The following is a 19,441-nucleotide window of genomic DNA, read 5'->3' on the forward strand; positions in this document are numbered from 1 at the left end:
CTGTACTGAATAAGTAATAAATATATTTGTTTCAAGAGGGAGAGAGAGCCGAATGAAAGCAACACATGCAGATATTAACTGGCTGGGCGATGTAAGCGTTTTTGAAGTAAACCGCCTTAACGCTTACTCGGATCATCGCTATTACCGTACTATGGAAGAAGCGAAAGCATCCGGTGAAATGGCTATGCGCTACAACCTTAACGGAACGTGGAAATTTAATTATGCAATCCGTCCGGATTGCCGCCCCGAAGCTTTTTATAAGCAGGAGTTCTCCAATGCTGGTTGGGATGATATTGAAGTACCGGGGCATATTCAGCTCCAAGGCTACGGTCAGATCCAATACGTAAATACTCAATACCCTTGGGATGGCTTAAACGATCTGCGTCCACCTGCATTGCCGCAGGACCAAAACCCGGTAGGCAGTTATATTCGCACATTCCATTTGCCAACAGGCTGGCAGAACAGTCCGGTATATATTTCGTTTCAGGGTGTAGAATCTGCATTCTATGTATGGCTTAACGGACAGTTTGTCGGGTATGGGGAAGACAGCTTTACACCATCCGATTTTGATCTGACACCATTCCTCCAGGACGGAGAGAATAAACTGGCTGTGGAAGTGTATCAACGCAGCACAGGCAGTTGGTTGGAGGATCAGGATTTCTGGCGGTTCTCAGGCATTTTCAGAGATGTGTATCTGTATACTGTGCCGGCTGCGCATATTCGCGATGTGCGGGTTGTAACGGATTTGGACAAGTCTTATACCCATGGTACGTTAAACGTGGATCTGAAGCTTGAAGGAAAAGCTGCTGCTGGAGCCAAAGTGAACGCTGAACTAAGGGATGCTGAAGGCAACACGGTGAAAACATTTGGCGGGATTGAAGTTACCAATGGTCTGGTGAGTCTTCGTGAGGAGATTGGCCAAGTAAACCTGTGGAGCGCGGAGATTCCTTACCTGTATCGTCTGTACATTCAAGTATATGATGCAGCGGGCGAACTGGTGGAAGTTCTACCTCAGGCCGTTGGCTTCCGAACATTTGAAATGATCGATAAAGTGATGCACATCAATGGTAAACGTATTGTCTTCAAAGGGGTAAACCGTCACGAATTCAATCCGCGTCGCGGACGCGCTGTAACCAAGGAAGATATGCTGTGGGATGTTCAGACGATCAAACAAAACAATATGAACGCTGTTCGTACATCTCACTATCCAAACCAAAGCCTATGGTATGAACTGTGTGATGAATATGGATTGTATGTGATTGATGAAATGAACCTGGAGACACACGGATCATGGCAAAAACTGGGTGCAGTTGAGCCTTCGTGGGTTATTCCTGGCGACCGTCCAGAGTGGCATGATATCGTTATGGATCGTGCGGTGTCGATGGTAGAGCGGGATAAAAATCATCCGTCCATTCTGATCTGGTCTTGTGGTAACGAGTCTCATGGTGGTGAAGTGATTTATAAAGTTTCGCAATATTTCAAATCGGCTGATCCTACACGTCTTGTTCATTATGAAGGTGTGTTCCACGATCGTCGCTTCAACGACACGAGCGATATGGAATCACGTATGTATGCCAAACCGGCCGACATTGAGGAATTCTTGAACGCGAATCCGGAAAAGCCATATATCAGCTGTGAGTATATGCATGCCATGGGTAACTCCATTGGCGGTATGCATAAGTATACGGAACTCGAAGACAAGTATCCGATGTATCAGGGCGGATTCATTTGGGATTACATTGATCAAGCCATATACAAAAAAGATCGTTACGGCAAAGAGTTCCTTGCTTATGGCGGAGATTTCGGTGATCGTCCTTCGGACTATTCGTTCTGTGGAGACGGCATTGTGTACGCAGACCGCAGAGTGTCTGCCAAGATGCAGGAAGTCAAATTCCTGTACCAGAACATCAAGCTGTTCCCGGATCGGGAAGGCGTGAAAATCGTTAACGATAATTTGTTTGCAGACACATCTGAATTCGAACTGGTATACAGTCTGGATCGGGAAGGTCACGAAGTGCTGCATGGAACGTTTGAGGTAAACGTGGGTCCACAAAGCGAGACCGTTGTGAAACTTCCACTTGATGTGGAATCTCTTGCTGGCGGGGAATACGCAGTGAATACCGCGTTTGTATTAAAAGCAGCAACATTGTGGGCAGAAAAAGGCGAGGAAGTTGCCTTTGGACAGTTTGTATTTGCTCAGGAAAAGTCGGAAATTGTGGAGTCCGATCTGAACCTGACAAATGAAATTCAGGTCGTTGAAGGGGACGTTAATATCGGGGTAAGGGTAGGTCAGACCCATGTCCTGTTCTCCAAGGCTTTCGGAACATTGGTATCCCTGAAGCTGTCAGGTCAAGAGACGATTGCACAGCCTCCAATGCCATTGTTCTGGCGTGCGACCACCGATAATGATAAGGGTACTGCTATGGGCTTCGAGCTTGGGGCTTGGTATGCTGCAAGTCTGCTGCCTAGATGTGTGAACTGGAAAGCGGAACAAAACACGGATCAATATCGGATCGAATTCACGTACAAACTTAATATTTCGGCAGATGTACAAGTGAAAGTGGCTTATACCGTCCGTGCAGATGGTAGTGTGCATGTGCATAATACGTATAAAGGAACGGCAGGTCTGCCAGATCTTCCGATTCATGCGCTCTCCTTCAAAACTTCGCCGGACTTTGAAAATGTGGAATGGCTGGCGATGGGACCTGAAGAAAACTATGCGGACCGTGCATTTGGCGCTCGTCTGGGTATCCATGACAGCAAAGTAGCGGATACCGTTGCTCCATATCTTGTACCGCAGGAGTCGGGCAACCGTACGGGTGTACGTTGGGCTAAATTGACCGACAACGCGGGACGTGGCTTTAAAATTGAATCTGCTGCAGCTCCAGTTGAGCTGAATGTATCTCCTTATACGGCATTTGAGCTGGAGAATGCCCAACATGCGTATGAGCTGCCTCCGGTGCATTATACGGTTGTAACGGTAGCCGGCAAACAAATGGGCGTAGGTGGTGACGATAGCTGGGGAGCACCGGTTCATCCGGAATACCGCATCATCTCGGACGGCGAACTGCAATTTGAATTTGTCATTCGTGCGCTGTAATAGCGCTATATAAGATGTAGCTAAAGGACAGAGGTCTCCAAAACTGGGGGCCTCTGTTTGCTGTTATCAGATGATGAGCTATGAAACCGCTACCGTACCTGTCTCGTACTGTACTGGACATGGATAAAGGAGGGGTTTATTTTGAGCAGAAAAGCAAAGACGGGTGTATGGGTAACGGTACTCGTTATACTAGGCATCATTGTGGGATGCTTCATCTGGTATTTCAATACGGCTTCAGGTGAACGTGCGCTGAAAACGATGCGATCCAACAACTCCGGGGGTCTGGAACGTGTGGTTAACGTATACAGTAATTCGGGAGAATTGATTCATACGTATGAGGGTAAGATTGATTTGCAAGATACGGAGTATGGAAATAAGGTACTTTTTGATCTGGATGGCAAACGGATTGTGATCTATAACGCGACAGTGATTAGTGAAGAGAAGTAAATGAGGGGCGGTGCAAGAGTTCAGGCAGGAGCATTCCGATGACACTCTTTCGCTCATATGGTAAAATTAAGGAAATGAAGTGGAGAGGTGATGAGAGGCATGTTCATGGAGATGTTGTTGGCCCTGATTGCCATACTCGGAATGGTCGCATTCTATTGCTTAATCGCTTATTTCCTAATTCGTCTTATTTCCAGAAAAGCATTCAAGCGTACGTTAACCAAGTATGAAACAATTGAAATATTGGTATGGGCAGCAATGGTGTTTTTTGCTATTGTGATGATTAAGAATCAGTCATGGAATATGTTGCTGCCTGTAGTTCTCCTTATGGTTTCAATGATTAACCTGCACCGTTCAAATCGGAAATACAGAGAGATGAGCAAAGAGATGAACAAAGAGGGACTTTAATATGATACTGGATAAGTCGACAGACACCTCAGGGTTAACACAGGTTGCCGCACTTTCGGATGAATTGCAGCCTGTGTTTGATAAAGCAGAAAGTAAATATCAAGCGTGTGGCATTGAGCTGTTCTTTGTTTTCAGATGTCTGCCTGAAGAATATGAAAGAAAATCGACGGTCAGATATGCAAAGAGAGACAATACGATTTACTTTGATATGACAGTCAGTGAGGATCAGTATAAAACGTTTAGCAAAAGCAGACAGCGATATGAGCTGAGTCATTATTTCTATGCTTTTCTGAACGACAAACTAAAGAAATATAAGATCAAACACTTGGACCATACGGAATTTATCAATGACATGGAAGAATGGCTGAAAGATATTGGATGGTTACAATCGCAATTCGAGGCCAGTATGGATGAATATAGGCAATAGGTTGTCTGAGGGCAACATTTTTATAATTGGTCAATGCGGTTATGGTACATAATATTGGATAACAAAAGAAGCTCTCTTTCGAGAGCTTCTTTTTCGTTAGTCTATTATTTTCGGTGTCTGCTCTCATTTTTTGGTGTTTGTTTCTTGTTAGAAATATTTAAAAAGGTCATATACTAACTATAAAACATAGTTGAAAGAAATTATTACTAATGCTAATCCAAGGAACGGAGCGAAATGAATACTTTTTTATTCTACTCCCTTAGTTCAGTGGCAGATTACCAAAGGAAAGTTTGGAATCGGCGGTTCGATTCCGTCAGGGAGCTTACAACGTGTTAAGTCATAAAATTCAAATAAGGAGTGGTTGAAATGTCAAAGCACGACGCAAGCGCAATAGGGCTGGGCAATCCAATGCTGGTTGAGGTTGTTGGTAGCGATGAACCGGGTGGGGGTAGCGGAGAAACAGTCACCATCCTGGAAGCAGGAGCGGCAGCGGGGAACGAATCCTACCCATCTACAGGAGTCGCGGAGAGAAAGATCGATATCACCATTTACTTTGGTGGATCAGCAGCAGGCACGACAAGCACGTTTTCCACGTTCTTAATCGATATTAATAACCGTCAAACGGTGTTGCCTGGTATCCGCTCCAATGTGAGCATCGCACAAGTGACAACAGCCAATGTGGGCGACGTTGTTGATTACAGTATTCCACAAGGTTGTAGATTGCGGATTGACTACACAGCTCCAACGGGAGGAACATTGTCTATCAAAGGAGTTGTCCTAGTCGTGCCGGACGCTAACAAAGTAGCAAGTGCGGCATTAGGTGAGGCCGGAAACGTCCGTCGAGCAGTGGAAACGATCAACGTTGATCTGACGAACGACACCAGACTTGACCGGACTGGTGTTACTGGCATATCCACAATGCTGCAAGATTACGTTAATCGTTCAATCAAGGATTACACCATGAAAAATGGGAATAACGTCAGTGTTCCGGTAACTATTGAAATCAAAATGCCTCCTGGACGATTCAAGATTGACAATACGATTGTGTTTGATGGCAGCCAGCCGAACAACCCAAACATGAGTGATGTTATTACATTTTCATTGCGTGGTGCTGGTGGTAAAAGCGGAACAAACTTCACCAGTGCGCCGGGGTTGCTTCAAATGTTTGATTTCAAGTATGGACGGATCAATCTCCATGATATGCGATTCTACGGGGATGGCACAGGCAAGGCGACACTATTCGCTGAAACCGGACGCACATCCAGGGATTCAAGTTCCGGCAATACTCAGGGCGATGTGTTCATCCAACAAAGCGTCGTAAGTAACTGTGAGTGGTATTACTTCAATCGGGTGTGGAAAGCCTCTCATTTGATCGATACAGCCTTTTATGATTGCGGAATAATGAACATGGTTGGAACAAACCCAATCGCCTTTGAAATTCCTTTGAGAACAGCGGATAACGTGAACAACCTCATGTTCTACCGTGTTCACTTCGAAGGCTGCAATGGTGGTACGTTCTTCAAGGCTATAGGAGGTGACCCTGGTCTTTCACTTACGCACAGCAACATTTCATTTTTCGGTTGCCATTTCGAGACTCGATTTTACAACACGACCATATTGGAGATAACTCACGCCTACGCAATCGGGTTTTACAACACACAGTTTACACAGAATAACACCCAGGGCACTGAACTGACTGCGGCCGATGTTGTGCCGATGTTTAAACTGCAAGACATCACAGGTCTGGTGTTTGATAACTGTTTGATAGCACGCCAGGTATTTACTCTTCCTGCTAATGCGGCTAATAAAATGTTCGACCTAGGCGGAAGAGTTAAAGGGTTACGCATCCAAGGTGGGTTTATGGATAGCGGCAACAACAACGTAAACCAATCGACTAGCCACCTGATGCAGTCTAATGCAACGAAGCCTTATCGTGATACTGGTGATCCATGGGCGTTGTTCGTCGATGTTCCGTTTGTTGACCCCTCGGTGCCGCCGCTAAACAGCGACAAACACACTTGGGTCAACTCAGCAGCAAGGAATGAGAAGTGGGGTTCGAGATTCAGCACAGGTAAGGACCTGGAATTTGGCTTCACGAACAATACAGCCCTTAACTACGGCTGGACTACAACAGCCCTACAGATCACAGAGCAAGGAGCGTTAAGAGCTACGGCCTACGCTGGTCCTAAAAAGACAATTGCAGCTAATGCTACAGCTAAATTTGCGGTTGCGAACAAATACAACTTGAATCGGCGCGGGTTTTATCTAGTTTACGCCGACCACAACATAGCCACGTACTGTATGTTCTTTTCCGATGGAGCTAATGTATTCCCAGTGACAGGATCAACAAATGTTACCGTAGCCGCTGCTGAATCATCGGACGCGAGCAAGCTTAACGTTTACCTGGATAGCAATAAGGACATTTCAGTCAAGAACCTATTCGCTTATTCAGTAAACGTTGTTGTTACTCATTTAGGTACATAGGTAAATATATGCCCGAAAAGCTGTAAGAGGTGGCGGCGAAGTAGGGCGTATCCTTAAAAAAAATCGTGGTGTAGGCATGAAAAAGAGTATTGTACATTTGTTTGTTTGCCCGGCAGTGATAATACTCGTAGGATGTACCGCCACGTTTTAATAGGTACGCTCTTTATGCGTGTATAGTTTTTTTTCGTCCGTCAATGTCAGACCGGTGGATATGAACCGATTCCCCCAAAGAAAGCAACAATTGGAGGGAAGAGCAAACTGCTGATATAGCAGACTGCTTTGATGAAAAATAAGTAGATTACCAAAGGCAGGGTGTGTTTACTAACCACCCCCTATGCTGAAGGTGTGATTCATAGTATGAATGGCATAATGTTCTGTTTGTAGAGAAGTCTTCAGGTGATTGGTGTGCGGTACTTGACGATTTAACGAAGGCTTTGAACTTGGGTCAAACAGAAGCAATTAGAAATGCTTCCAGATGATCTAATTTCGAATCACGTGGTTCTAACTGGGGAGTACTCTCGAAAAATGCTGATTTTCAATGAATACGTCATTTACGAAACAGTTTTTGAAAGCCGTAAGAAAGAAGCCAAGGAATTTAAACGATGGACAAAAGAACTGTTACGTAATCTTCATAAAGATTCAGGACGGATTCGAAGTCTTCCGGAAGCTTAATTAAGAAGAAATTGCACCCAATACGAATTGCTTCATTATTTTCAATCAAAACACAGTAAAATATTGATATATCAATGTTTTGGATAACAAAAATAGGCCCTCTTTCGAGGGCCTATTTTTCATGGGAGAGGAGTTAATTTGGTTCATGAGTTCACATATATAATCGTGAAACGCTTGGTAGATTAAGCTTTTCATAAAATATGGAGTAGAGTAGAAATGCTGATTTTGGGTACTTTTTGCGAATTTGGCACCCAATTTGCACCCAATATCAGTATGGGGGCAGAAGGGCACTATTGCGACTTTCTAGTGGGCTTGAACATGTCCTCAAATACATCAGCAGCAGCCTTGTCCACTGATTTGAAGATATGTCCTTATATCTCCAGCATCTTGGTGTTTGTGTGGCCTACACGCTTGGCTATGGCCTCTGAGTGAACCTTCTTGAAGATCATCCAAGATACCGATGTATGTCGCAGGTCGTGTAATCTGATCGGTTTCAGATTGTGTTTGCGGTAGAAGTCTATCCAACGTTTAGTCAGGCGCTGAGGATCGGACGGGTGACCACTTAATTGGCAGAACAGAAACTCCATACCTTTTGGGGCCGTCCACTTGTCACCAAGCTTTAATTTCGCTTTCTTCCATTCCGTCCTGTATAGCTTCAATTCTTCAATAGTGGCTGCTGAAAGAGCGATTTTACGATTGGATTGCTTGTTTTTTGGCCCTTTAATAACCGGCACGCCTTTCTTGAGCATGGGAATAGTTTGCTTAATATCAATATATCCTTCATCCAGGTTTATGTTCTTCCACTCAAGCCCGGCAAGCTCCCCGCGCCTCATACCTGTGGTCACTGCCAACATTATTAATATTCGGACCTCTAACGCTTCTTCTTCCAGTGCGATAAACAAGTCTTCTATCTCTTTTTCTTCGTAATACTCCATTTCCTTGACGTCATCTTCCTTAGGCTTCTTAACGCCACTCATGGGGTTATCTTTCAAGACGCGCCATTCTACTGCCTTGGCAAAGATACTGCGCAGAACTCGATAATTATACACGATGGTAGCCGATCCAAGCGGTTTTCCGTTCTTCCTTATGCTGGCCTCCGGGGTTCGAAGGTAATCCAGATAATCAGTAATTTGCAGTGTCTTAATCTTCTCCATGTGTTTCTGACCAAAATAGGGAATGATCCGGCGTTCAACATGAAATTTATAATTGCCCTGGGTCTTTTCTTCAAGCTCGACCTCAACGAATTTCTTAATCCATATTTCAACAAAAGCTTTGAACGTCAATTTTTCTGGCCGGATGTATAGCCCGGCTTCGACTTCCATTTTGAATTTCACAAGTTCTTCATCAAGATGGTTTTGTAATCTGCGTGGAGCACGAAGTAAATCCGGATCTTCAACCCGAATTGTCTTTCTTTCAAAATCACGTTCTCCTTGCCCGTCAGTGCCGAGCTCAACCGTGAGTCGCCAAGAGTTCTTGCCGCGTTTTTCAATGCTACCTTTTGCCATGGATTTAAACCTCCCTATATCCGTTTTAAGGCATTTATTGTGCGAGGGGTGTAATCTATTTCGCTTATGTAGATAGAATAAGTTTTGTGTGTTCCAAGATACGGAATCAAGCTCAAACGATCTGTGAAGCGAAAGCATTAACGATTTCTTAGGTAAATCTTTCGTAAAAGAGGGTGTAACCTTTAATTTGTCGAATATTGCTCTCAGAAGGAGGTGTAACATGAATTGGAATCGATCAGGTTATCAGAACAAGTTCAGTAAACAGCAGATGATGATTATGGACAAAGGAAAACAGGTCCAAAAAATACATGAAAAATCATCTGAAGAAAAAGAGATGTCAAGAGTACAAGAAGCTATCATTCATTTACTTCAAACAGAGGGATCAGCAATGACTCAGGTAGAAATTGCAGCGAAGTTAGATGAAAAAGATCTAACTGTACTTAAAGCGTTGAATAATATCGATAAGAAAGCAGTTAAACTTGTCGTAACACCAATTGATGAATCGGGTAACAGCTCACGATGGGAATATGTTAAAACAAGTCGCCAGTAGGCGGCTTGTTTATTTCAGCGTGCTATGCACAATATACAATGTTATACATAAATCATGAATGCTAGCGGTGGAGAATCATACACCACTAAATAACGCCATGAAAATAACTTAGTGGTGGAGAGTTATACCCCATTAGTGGTGGACGATTATACCCCCAAGAAAGAAAAAAGAAATAAAAGAATAAAAGATATAAAGATATAAAGATATATATAAGAGAATCATCAACTGCATATCCAATCCATGTATAAACACTCGTATAAAAAGCGGGTGTTTTTGTAGTTCACAGATAGAGTAGAAATAGAGGCAACATCACAAAGGAGATAAACAGGAATCAGATGTCGCTTATGTATTGAGCAGAGTGTACAGGTAATATTAAACATGTCCCTCACGATTCTTGTGATTGATATACTTTTCAAGAACCTCATCCAGGTTATGAGCTACAGCACCGTGCCTGTCCAATACCTTTTGTATTACACATTTAGCAATTTGCCTGAGGATACGATCTGATTGTTCTGGCGTACCTTCACAGATGTACTCAATTGAGAATGACTTTTTTCAACGGTAGAGTCCGGAGAGATCCGGAAAGCGGCGGTTTGATTCCGTCAGGGAGCATGACATGTGAAGATAAGAAGTTCGTTTATCTGGAGATGAGGATCGCTAAGAGTGTTAAGATGTGGAATTTGACATATGCTGGGCTATTAAGCTAGCCAGCTTTTGTGGAGTTTAAACTATGAATCCTCTTATATCATTCTAGTTTCGCAGGTTCGTGAATCATTACCTTTCTCCTTTTGTTAATTTTACCCTGTACAAGATCGACAGAAATAGGTACTATATGGAATGTTGATAGGAAAATATAACTACATCAGGGGGATATTCCAATGAAAAATAAGTTAAAAGGCCTAGTTCTTGGCGTGGCTATCGGAACAATGCTTACAGGTGCGACTGCTTATGCTGGGACTAGCGCTAAACTAAACGTGGTTTTAGAAAATGTTAAGCTCATGTTTGACGGGGTTCAGAAGGAAACGACTCGGTCGATTATATATAATGGACAGATGTATGTTCCGGCCAAAACAATGGCTGAGGGTATGGGGGAGCAATTCTCTTACGATGGTAAAACTAAAACAGCTTGGGTTGGTAAGAAACATGGTTCATTTAAGTATTTAAGTGATATGAGCTATGCGAGAGTTGATGCTAGAAATGAATGGTATGTGACTTTTAACAAAGATTACAATGGTGGAGCGATTGCCATAGGAGATGGCGAGCAATTCAAATATAAGAAAGGAATTTCCGGTAAATTACTTAGTAATACCGATTACGCGAATCCGTCTTCTGTAACCTACAATTTAAACGGAAAATTTAAAAAACTTTCTGGATTTGCTGGCATTGATGACGCAACGAGAAATTATAATGGCACAATGGATGTCGTTGTTATAGGTGATGGAACAGAATTGGCAAGATTTGAGGGGATTAAAGGCGGGGACAATCCGAGAAACGTAGACGTTGATATTACTGGTGTAGTTCAGCTGAAGATACTTTTTGAAGCAACTTCCGATTCAACTGAGGAAGTTTGGGGCGTATTAGCAGAAGCAAAAGTAATTCAATAAGTGTATTTTAAGACACTATGACAAAGTCGCTCAAATGAGCGGCTTTTTCTTTTGGTCAGCACAAGAAGGGAGTGATGCCATATTCATTTGACGTAAGAAAGAACAGCACGAATTACTCCAATAAAAAACATTAGTTAGGAGTGAGTAGAAAACATGTACACGCAGCCTCATCCAGAAAGTGATGCCACAAAAGTTTATGTGGTGAATGCGAATGACATTAGTCATGGAGAAGGTGGAGGTAGTGGAGGAACTGCCGACCCTGAGATCATTACAATCCTGGGTGCCGGTGCAGCAGCAAATACAGCTAACTATCCTGCATCAGGGTCCGTTAAGAAGTCTACAGACATTACCGTCACATATGGTAGCTCTACTGCAGCGACAACCGGGACGTTTACGACATTCCTGGTCGACATCAATGATCGGGAAAGTGTGTTGCCTGGAATTCGCAGCAATATCAGTATCGCTCAAGTTACGAGTGCAAATGTTGGGGACGTAGTTGATTACACTATTCCAGCAGGGTGCAAGTTACGGATCAAGTACAGCGCTCCTGCTGGTGGAGGAACACTCTCCATTAAGGGAGTTGTGTAACCGTGGCAGATAAATCTTCAAAAATCGCAGGTGCTGCGCTTGGAACGGCTGAGAGCGCCCTTTCCAGATATAACGGAAATAGCATGGCCTGTATCGGTGATTCGCTCTTTGGGCTTGGTTTTGACGCAGCATCTTCTGGTATTGGCGCCTCGGTCTGGCCTCATCAATTCATGATGATGTCCGGTGGTCGGATTAAATTTGCTTACAATGCTGGAGTATCTGGCGAAAGGACTGATCAGATCCTTGCCAGATTTCAAACGGCTGTCATTGACCGCAAACCTTCCTTTGTTTTCATCTGCGGCGGAACGAATGACTACATCCAGGGTTACGCGGTTGCTGATACGCTCAACAACATTGAGAAGATGGTTAAAATGGGCTTGGAATCTCGAATTACTCCGGTTCTCAGCACGGTACCGCCGAAACAGGACGGCGATCACTTGAAGATCCAACAGCACAACGTTGGACTCAGAAAGATGGCCCAAAAGTATGGGCTTCACCTGATCGACATCTATACCATCTTGGTCGATCCAGCTACAGGCGATATTCGGACACAGTACAAGTCAGATGATCGGCATTACAACATTGCAGGCGCTAAGGCTATAGGCCAAATTGTAGCTAATGAGTTTTTGCCCAAATTGCCTGCATATGTATTGGACTTGCCTGGAATGAATAATGGTCCGCGTAACCTTCTCAAGAATAGTTTATTCGTCACTGCTGGAACAGGTGGACTTGCAGGGAGTTGGTCACTTAATGGCACAGCAGTTGATGTAACATCAAGTCTTGTGGCAGCCACGGATCCAATCAGAGGAAATTGGTTGGTTATGGACAAGACAGCAGCAACCGCGTCAGCAGGTTCGAAGAACTACTATCAGCAGATAACAACAGGTTTCAAGTTTGGTGACCGCATCCTCTTCATGGGTCGATTCAAATCAGAGTTTGAAGCGAGCACATCCAAATTAACTGTTCAACTGCAGTGGACAGGTGCTTCAGGTTTTATTCGGGCACTCAATGCATGGGCTACTGACAATGACGGAGTGTTTAATATTGAGGCTACTGTGCCAGCTGGAACGACTGCATTAACAGTAACTATGGCTTTGAACGACGGTTTGGGTAAGGTGAGTTTTGCTCAGTTGGCTGTGTATAACCTGACAAACGATCCGTATTAATTAGGGTAATCTATTGCCTGAAAAGCCGCAGGAGGTGACGGCGAAGTAGGGCACATTACTCTTTTGTTATGTGCAGGATACATATGGTTCTTGTCGAACTTAAATGGATAACCGGCATTGCTTGGGTATCTGAGTAATTAAACATTTTGCTCTTTAATTGGCATACTCCGAAAGTTCAGGGGACGGCGGTTCGATTCCGTCGGAGAGCTTACATCAAGTTAATACTCCAAGAAAATAAAATAACTAAAAGGAGTTGTTGACATGCCAATTAATAAAGGGAACGTTGGAGACGCGAATGATGAAATCAGTGTAACCGCTGAATCGGTGGACTTGCTATCTGATTTAGATTTTTTCAATGTAAAATTATTTGGGGCTATCGGTGACGGTCAATCACATCCGTTATCAAGCATTTACACATCACTTGAACAGGCCAAAATTAAATATCCTGATGCAAAATCTTTATGTGACGAAATTGATGCTAGTGCCATACAAGCTGCGTTTAATGCGGCATCGGAGCAGACAATTGGACTCAACACAGGCGGTACGGTTTATTTCCCAAAAGGGCGCTACGTTTGCAACATACCTATATACACCCGAGATGCTTCGGTAGATGGTGACCCACAAGCTGCCACCCTAGTATTTTCTGAGCTTGGGGCAGGTGTGGCGGCAATAACAGTAGACCGCACCTCAGGTAAAAGACAGGTATGGAGAAACATATATGTTGTTGGGCCCGGAACTTGGAGCAGTGCTAATCGTGGGGTTCGTACCGCATGGTGTACAGGTATCAAAGTTGTAAACACAGCTATGCCTCTATTTGAGAACATAGCAATACGTCATTTCGGTTGGGGTATGGATTGGGCTAGTGATGCAGGACACATTAAGCTATTCCATACAAACATTGAGTACTGTTGGTATGGAATTTATGTGTCACATAACTCTGGTGACTATTGGGTGGATATGTCCACGGTAAATCAGAACGTCTTCGCTAATTTTGCCACCCATGCCAATTCTGGTATTGAAGCCCTGTCAATGCGAAGTAGTCATTGTGGGTACTCACCTTACAGCTTCTACTGCGAACCTGAACCTGCTACAACTAACAGTGTAAATACTTTCTTGAAGGACTTAGTACTGGATCATGTGCGATTTGAGCAAGTAGGTAATGGCGTCATCTACAGCGACCCTTCCATGAGTTCCAACCCGCGTTGTGAGGGTATACGCATACTGGATATGGGTTTCAGTTGGGATGCTGATAAAGGGAAATGGTTAGAGCTAGAAAACTGGCCTCGCGACTACGCTATCGATATAGGGTTTGCAACTACTTCCCCGATCTATATCCATAATGATAGCTACCCCTTCACGAAAGGGAAAGTGAACATGATGCGTATCAGAGATCAGCACGGCTCTGCCCCTGTTACAATTGTAGGTTCAAAAAACACAGCAGAAGACGTTGAAGTTGTGAGCGGAATAAAACGGGTGACAGTAGGTAGTGACTTCGTAATGCAGCAAGCGGCGAAGTATGCACCCCAACAACACTTACTAACCAGAAGTGACCGTCCTAATGACACGTTTGAACTCAATATGACACAAGACGGGGCAACCGGAGCGGGGTTCCAACTAGCCCATCTTAAAAGTGGTGTGCGTACGGAAATCATGTATGCCACAGACGCTAACACGTTACGGTTCCGCAGACCTATGATACTGGATGAACTGCTAAACCCTGCCCGTTCAGCCACAACCTTACTGAACGCCCGTGAAGGCTCAGTGTATATCGACACGAGTAACGCAGGGTATGAGTGTGTAAGAACTTACCTAGGAGGACGATGGAACAGACGTGGCGTGGGTACAGCAATGCCTACTACAGGAAGCTGGCAGCGTTCAGATTACATCGAAAACGCTGCGGTGGCAATTGCATCCGGGACGGTCATTAAAGGTTGGTTGAGAATTACATCAGGAACGAATAACGTACTTGGTACTGACTGGGTGGAAGACAAGATAACAGTATAATTACAGGGGTGAGCCTATGCCCGAAAAGCTGTATTAGTATGGCGAAGTAGGGCGTACTCTTCATGCATAATATACATCGATATACATAAATCATGAATGCTAGTGGGGGACAATCATACCCCTCTAAATAACACATCAAAAATAACTTTGTGGGGGGAGAGTTGTACCCCTCTAGTGGGGGACGATTGTACCCCCAAGAAAGAAAAAAGAAATAAAAGAATAAAAGATATAAAGATATATATATAAGAGAAATTCAATTGCATATCAAAACCATGCATAAACACTCGTATAAAAGAACGGGTGTAATTTGTTGTTCATTAAAACGAACGGAGGATGAGATATGAACCAATGGTGGAAACGGAAGGATCATAGGAAGAAGCCAATGCCTCAATCGATTTTCTGTATTGATGATGAAACAAATAAAGTATCCATCCTTGAAGATCCATCAGCCAAGCTATATGAAGATCAGAGACTATTCGATAACCGTATTGAATTGCTCGATCTGCTTATGAAAGGCAAAGGAAATGGACTGGCGAGTGAACGTGCTGATTACAACAAGAAGGTCAATGAGTTGATTACAGAGTTAATGCAGCAGGTCAAGGTGTATGAACCACCTGACAACGGCAAGGATATCTTGGAACAACAGGAGACGAACTACAGGGCACCGTAGAGACGTTTAAGTTTTAAGATGAATAAATACACGAATAATATATTTGAACGGGATTAGAGAGGCGCTGAGACGTTCACGGGTCCCTCTGGAGGATAAATTAGGGTACGGGTGCGAATGACCCCGAAATACCTCCAGTTTTATTTTTTAGTTTTCACTTCCGCTTCTGACTCTCTCAGACAGTCTCAGAGGCTTATAGAGTGAGTTTCTACTAATAATGCACCAAATACCTATACCTGACATAAAAACGTCTTAAAACGGAAGCGAGGGGCCGATACTGGCAAAAGGAAAATCAGAACCCGATGAGACTGTCAAAATTCCTGGTATTGTGTTTTGCATAAGGAAGGTCGTTAACCCTGAGGGATCGAAACTAATGTATTGAAGGAGGGAAATACCTTGCTAAGGATAGTAGATTACATAGCTAAAAGAAAAAAAAGAAGATGGCCTTAATGAATTTGATTATCAGGCAAAGGCAGTGAACACGAGCATTTGTGTGAACTATGTATTTGAGTATTTCAACAATTATCTTACTGAGAGCGTAACAGATGAAAAAACATATCTCCAGTCGGAGAAACTTGGGAAGTATCGGAGTCAGTTAGAGATGTTTGATTCTGAAACAGCAGAATGGCTTGTACAAATGTATGATGACCATGGAAAAATGTTGAATCACGCTATTAATAATTTTCTGAAAAAACAGGAGCTGTTTCTGATCTATAATTCTGATGCAGAATTCCGGAGTGTTTCCTACGAATGTTACACTTTTTTGAGTAAAAAGCATCCTTATTTAAGGGATCATACTGAGATGCTGTTCATTTATATCAAAGAGCATCATGGGATTAGAAGTCAGGAAAGAAATGGAGTTAAAATTCCATATATTAATGGAGTTAAAATTCCATATATTAATGAAGAAATAAATAATTGGCTAGAAGAGACATGGAGAAAGCATCAAGTGAACTTGTGGAAGTTTACTTACGATTGGATGATTAAATTTTATGAAGAAGAGAAGTTGTGGCCAGCAACACATCGAAAAAAAGTAATGATTCTTGGAGAAATTATGAGTATGACTACAAGCAGAAGAGTAATCTTTTCAATTTAAATGAGTTGTATAGAAGATTGCCTAAGAAGTCCTTCATTCGAGGCAAAAAGCAGGAGTTGGAGATTTTGATGATGTACAACTGGCTTTTTGATGTTGTTGGAGATGAAGAGTTTTGGGATGAATACATTTCGAAAGTGATTGAGAATTCATAATGTCATTTATAGAAGAGTGATAACTATGAAAGTGAGTCCAGAATTAATAAAGCAACTAAACGAACTATTGAATGCCTACACACAGGACGTGAAGAATGCGGGTTTAAAGCCGTCCGCAGAGAGAACATATCTACTTCACGCCGAGAATTTCGTGCGCTGGTGTAACGGGGATTTTGTTCCTGGGGCCAGATTAAAAGAAGCTCGTAAATGAAATAGAGTAAAACTAAAGCGCCCAGACAGGGCGCTTTTTTAAGTCTATATGTATTATTTTATCATTCTTGCCGCCAAGGGACCCACGAAAAATCGTGGTTCTCTGGAGGTGTGTTAACACCCAGTCAGCAACAGAGATTATTTGTTTTTCTTACGACGCTTTAATGTGAAGAATGGGATGTTGAAAAATTTAATTTCAATTACATCAGAAAAATCATATTTTCTCAAGTTTGCCGACCTCCTCTCCTATTCGATGAGATCGCAGTTACTATTATAATTGAGATACCAGTAATAGGAAAGTGGAATTTAAATGAGAAAGGAATGAGTAAGTCGATGACCGTTAAAAAGTCACCAAAACTGATTAAGTATTTTGAGCATGGAGAACTGACTCAAACAACTGCACACTATGTCAGGCTTTGAATGATCTATCAGCAGAAGGCTGGGAGTTCTTTGTAAAGGTGAGCAAGGTTATATTTTGAGGAAACGAACTGAAAAGCAAGAACCATAACCACTTGAATAGATGAAGTATGGTTATATTAACAAGAGTTAGACATAAAGGGTGCTCACTTAATGAGAGCCCTTATTTCTATCCGAGAAGCTTTTCATTAAAAGTAACCAAAACTCCAACGCTATTGATTTACTTCAGGAATCCTTGGGTTATCTACTTCACATATAAGTGGTAAAAACAAAATACTCACATTATTAGTATGACACAATTTTATATCATCTAGATTGGATGATGGGCATCTTCTTTTTTTCTTTCGATCCCGACCTTACTTGTAGTAACCCCGCCGACTTGCACTCACTTTGATTATGTAAGAATTTCACATCTGTCAGATTGACAGGTATAACCTAATCCTACAAAGAAAATAACAATTATAAGAAAAGCAAAGTGCTGATACAGCATCTTACATTTGATGTGGATAATTAAATTGCCGTGGGATGTGGGTTGAATACACATCCTCTATACTGCTGGTGGGGGCGTTATCGGTCTTAATACATAATCTGTCTGCTGTAAAAGCAGTTTGCATATTCAATGAAGGTAATTAACTACGGACATGAAATTAGATTCGTCGAGAAGCACCCCGGTTATTGGTGGGCGGTGGCTTCAGATATAGCAAATGTACTGAACTACTCACAAGTAACAAACATGCTCCGCAAATTAAAATCGGCACAGAAGGGTCTTCACTTAATGAATACCCTTGGCGGCTACCAAGAAATTTCGGTCATTTCTGAAACAGGGATTTACAAAGTAATAATGCGCTCCCGACGTAAAGAAGCTGAGGAATTTGAGGATTGGGTTCTTGAAACATTACGGACGCTTCGCCAATCAACTGGTCTCGAAGGTTCCCAAGTGTTCCGTATGCTTGATAAGAATAAAACGCACCCAATTCGCACCCAATAACGAATATGGTAATGAAATTCAATCGTTAGGAATGGATAAAAACCTTGATAAATAAGGGTTTAGACAACAAAAAGAAGCCCTCTTTCGAGAGCTTCTTTTTCATGGGAGAGGAGAAACCGGACGAAGAGCTTATGGGGAAACGTAAGTCTTCTCCGCGGTTGTCTACGACACTTGTGATGTCGATAATTACAGGATGGCCGGAAAGTTTCCTTTTTATACATATCCGTCAACAATTGCGTCAACAATTTTCTAGAGAGAAAGCAGACGCACTATTTTTCAAACTGAACCCGATTGTGGTACGATAGCTTTATCAATAAACTTACATAGAGAGAAAAGGTGACTCATCAGTGAGAGTGGTATCTGGGAGTGCGAAAGGCAGACCGCTGAAGGCTGTTCCTGGCACAGGGACGCGGCCGACCACCGACAAGGTGAAGGAAGCGTTGTTTAGTATGATTGGCCCTTATTTTGAGGGCGGTACAGCATTGGATCTGTTTGCAGGCAGTGGAGGTCTCGGTATTGAGGCGCTGAGCCGCGGCATGGACAAGGCTGTTTTTGTTGACTTGGAATCGAAAAGTATTGAAGTGATCCGTGCAAATCTGAAAGCAACCAAGCTGGAAGATCAGGCGGCCATATACCGGAATGATGCCAGTCGTGCATTGAAGGCGCTCGCCAAGCGAAACACACAATTTGATCTCGTATTTCTTGATCCACCCTACCGTATGAAAAATGGGGACGAGTTAATGCTTACGATGCACGAACTGGATCTGCTTGAACCGGAAGCGACCATTGTGCTTGAATATGAATCCAAATATAGTTACCCTGAGCAATTCGGCCCGTTTGAACAAACGCGCAAGGCATTGTATGGGGAGACAGCTGTATCCATCTATTATTATGCACCTACTGCAACAACAGAAGATGGAGAACCTAGCGCAGCAGAAGAGGAGGCTCCTCATGAGTGA

General features: G+C 43.0%; 16 protein-coding genes and 1 tRNA gene. 16 read left to right on the top strand and 1 reads right to left on the bottom strand.

All coding sequences use genetic code 11. From position 1 onward, the window contains the following. The first annotated feature begins 52 nt into the window (after positions 1-52). From BUA17_RS01120 to BUA17_RS01145, 6 genes are all read left to right on the top strand, one after another. Positions 53-3,100: a beta-galactosidase, LacZ type gene (locus BUA17_RS01120; RefSeq protein ID WP_072732371.1), complete on the top strand. Its 3,048-nt coding sequence runs from the start codon at positions 53-55 to the stop codon at positions 3,098-3,100. A 141-nt stretch (positions 3,101-3,241) separates the two neighbouring features. Next, a complete protein-coding gene (locus tag BUA17_RS01125; protein WP_063564677.1) occupies positions 3,242-3,547 on the top strand; it encodes a hypothetical protein in 306 nt (101 codons plus the stop codon). 105 nt (positions 3,548-3,652) lie between these two features. Next, on the top strand, positions 3,653-3,952 hold the full coding sequence (locus BUA17_RS01130) for a hypothetical protein (RefSeq protein WP_139209279.1): 300 nt from the start codon (positions 3,653-3,655) through the stop codon (positions 3,950-3,952). Position 3,953: 1 nt separating this feature from the next. Further along, the gene (locus BUA17_RS01135; protein ID WP_072732372.1) at positions 3,954-4,379 is read left to right on the top strand and encodes a hypothetical protein; all 426 of its coding nucleotides are present in this window, start codon (positions 3,954-3,956) and stop codon (positions 4,377-4,379) included. Positions 4,380-4,633: 254 nt separating this feature from the next. Continuing rightward, positions 4,634-4,702 (top strand) — tRNA-Phe (locus BUA17_RS01140). A 43-nt stretch (positions 4,703-4,745) separates the two neighbouring features. Then, a complete protein-coding gene (locus BUA17_RS01145; RefSeq protein ID WP_072732373.1) occupies positions 4,746-6,863 on the top strand; it encodes a hypothetical protein in 2,118 nt (705 codons plus the stop codon). Between the two features lie 1,043 nt (positions 6,864-7,906). Here BUA17_RS01145 and BUA17_RS01155 read toward each other — a convergent pair. Then, entirely contained in the window at positions 7,907-9,040 is a 1,134-nt protein-coding gene (locus BUA17_RS01155) for a site-specific integrase (RefSeq protein ID WP_072732374.1), read from the bottom strand. A gap of 220 nt (positions 9,041-9,260) precedes the next feature. On the opposite strand from BUA17_RS01155, the gene BUA17_RS01160 reads away from it, so the two are divergent. The 10 genes from BUA17_RS01160 to rsmD all read left to right on the top strand — a co-directional run bounded on the left by BUA17_RS01160 (position 9,261) and on the right by rsmD (position 19,441). Then, the gene (locus BUA17_RS01160) at positions 9,261-9,590 is read left to right on the top strand and encodes a hypothetical protein (protein ID WP_072732375.1); all 330 of its coding nucleotides are present in this window, start codon (positions 9,261-9,263) and stop codon (positions 9,588-9,590) included. 878 nt (positions 9,591-10,468) lie between these two features. Beyond that, positions 10,469-11,194: an NPCBM/NEW2 domain-containing protein gene (locus BUA17_RS01165; RefSeq protein ID WP_072732376.1), complete on the top strand. Its 726-nt coding sequence runs from the start codon at positions 10,469-10,471 to the stop codon at positions 11,192-11,194. Between the two features lie 153 nt (positions 11,195-11,347). Then, positions 11,348-11,782, top strand: a complete 435-nt coding sequence (locus tag BUA17_RS01170) for a hypothetical protein (protein ID WP_072732377.1) — start codon at positions 11,348-11,350, stop codon at positions 11,780-11,782. Between the two features lie 2 nt (positions 11,783-11,784). Next, complete coding sequence (locus BUA17_RS01175; protein ID WP_072732378.1) at positions 11,785-12,948, top strand: SGNH/GDSL hydrolase family protein; 1,164 nt, start codon at positions 11,785-11,787, stop codon at positions 12,946-12,948. Positions 12,949-13,209: 261 nt separating this feature from the next. After that, the gene (locus BUA17_RS01180) at positions 13,210-14,952 is read left to right on the top strand and encodes a hypothetical protein (RefSeq protein ID WP_072732379.1); all 1,743 of its coding nucleotides are present in this window, start codon (positions 13,210-13,212) and stop codon (positions 14,950-14,952) included. 340 nt (positions 14,953-15,292) lie between these two features. Then, positions 15,293-15,622, top strand: coding sequence for a hypothetical protein (locus BUA17_RS01185; RefSeq protein WP_072732380.1), 330 nt, complete (start codon positions 15,293-15,295; stop codon positions 15,620-15,622). A 598-nt stretch (positions 15,623-16,220) separates the two neighbouring features. Then, entirely contained in the window at positions 16,221-16,715 is a 495-nt protein-coding gene (locus tag BUA17_RS31925) for a hypothetical protein (RefSeq protein WP_348537051.1), read from the top strand. Positions 16,716-18,113: 1,398 nt separating this feature from the next. After that, positions 18,114-18,482, top strand: a complete 369-nt coding sequence (locus BUA17_RS01200) for a BRO-N domain-containing protein (protein WP_072732382.1) — start codon at positions 18,114-18,116, stop codon at positions 18,480-18,482. A gap of 101 nt (positions 18,483-18,583) precedes the next feature. Further along, a complete protein-coding gene (locus BUA17_RS01205; protein ID WP_072733440.1) occupies positions 18,584-18,787 on the top strand; it encodes a hypothetical protein in 204 nt (67 codons plus the stop codon). Between the two features lie 42 nt (positions 18,788-18,829). Further along, positions 18,830-19,441, top strand: a complete 612-nt coding sequence (gene rsmD / locus BUA17_RS01210) for a 16S rRNA (guanine(966)-N(2))-methyltransferase RsmD (RefSeq protein ID WP_064639098.1) — start codon at positions 18,830-18,832, stop codon at positions 19,439-19,441.

Origin of the sequence: Paenibacillus sp. ov031 (assembly GCF_900143165.1) — a bacterium.
GTDB lineage: Bacteria > Bacillota > Bacilli > Paenibacillales > Paenibacillaceae > Paenibacillus > Paenibacillus marchantiae.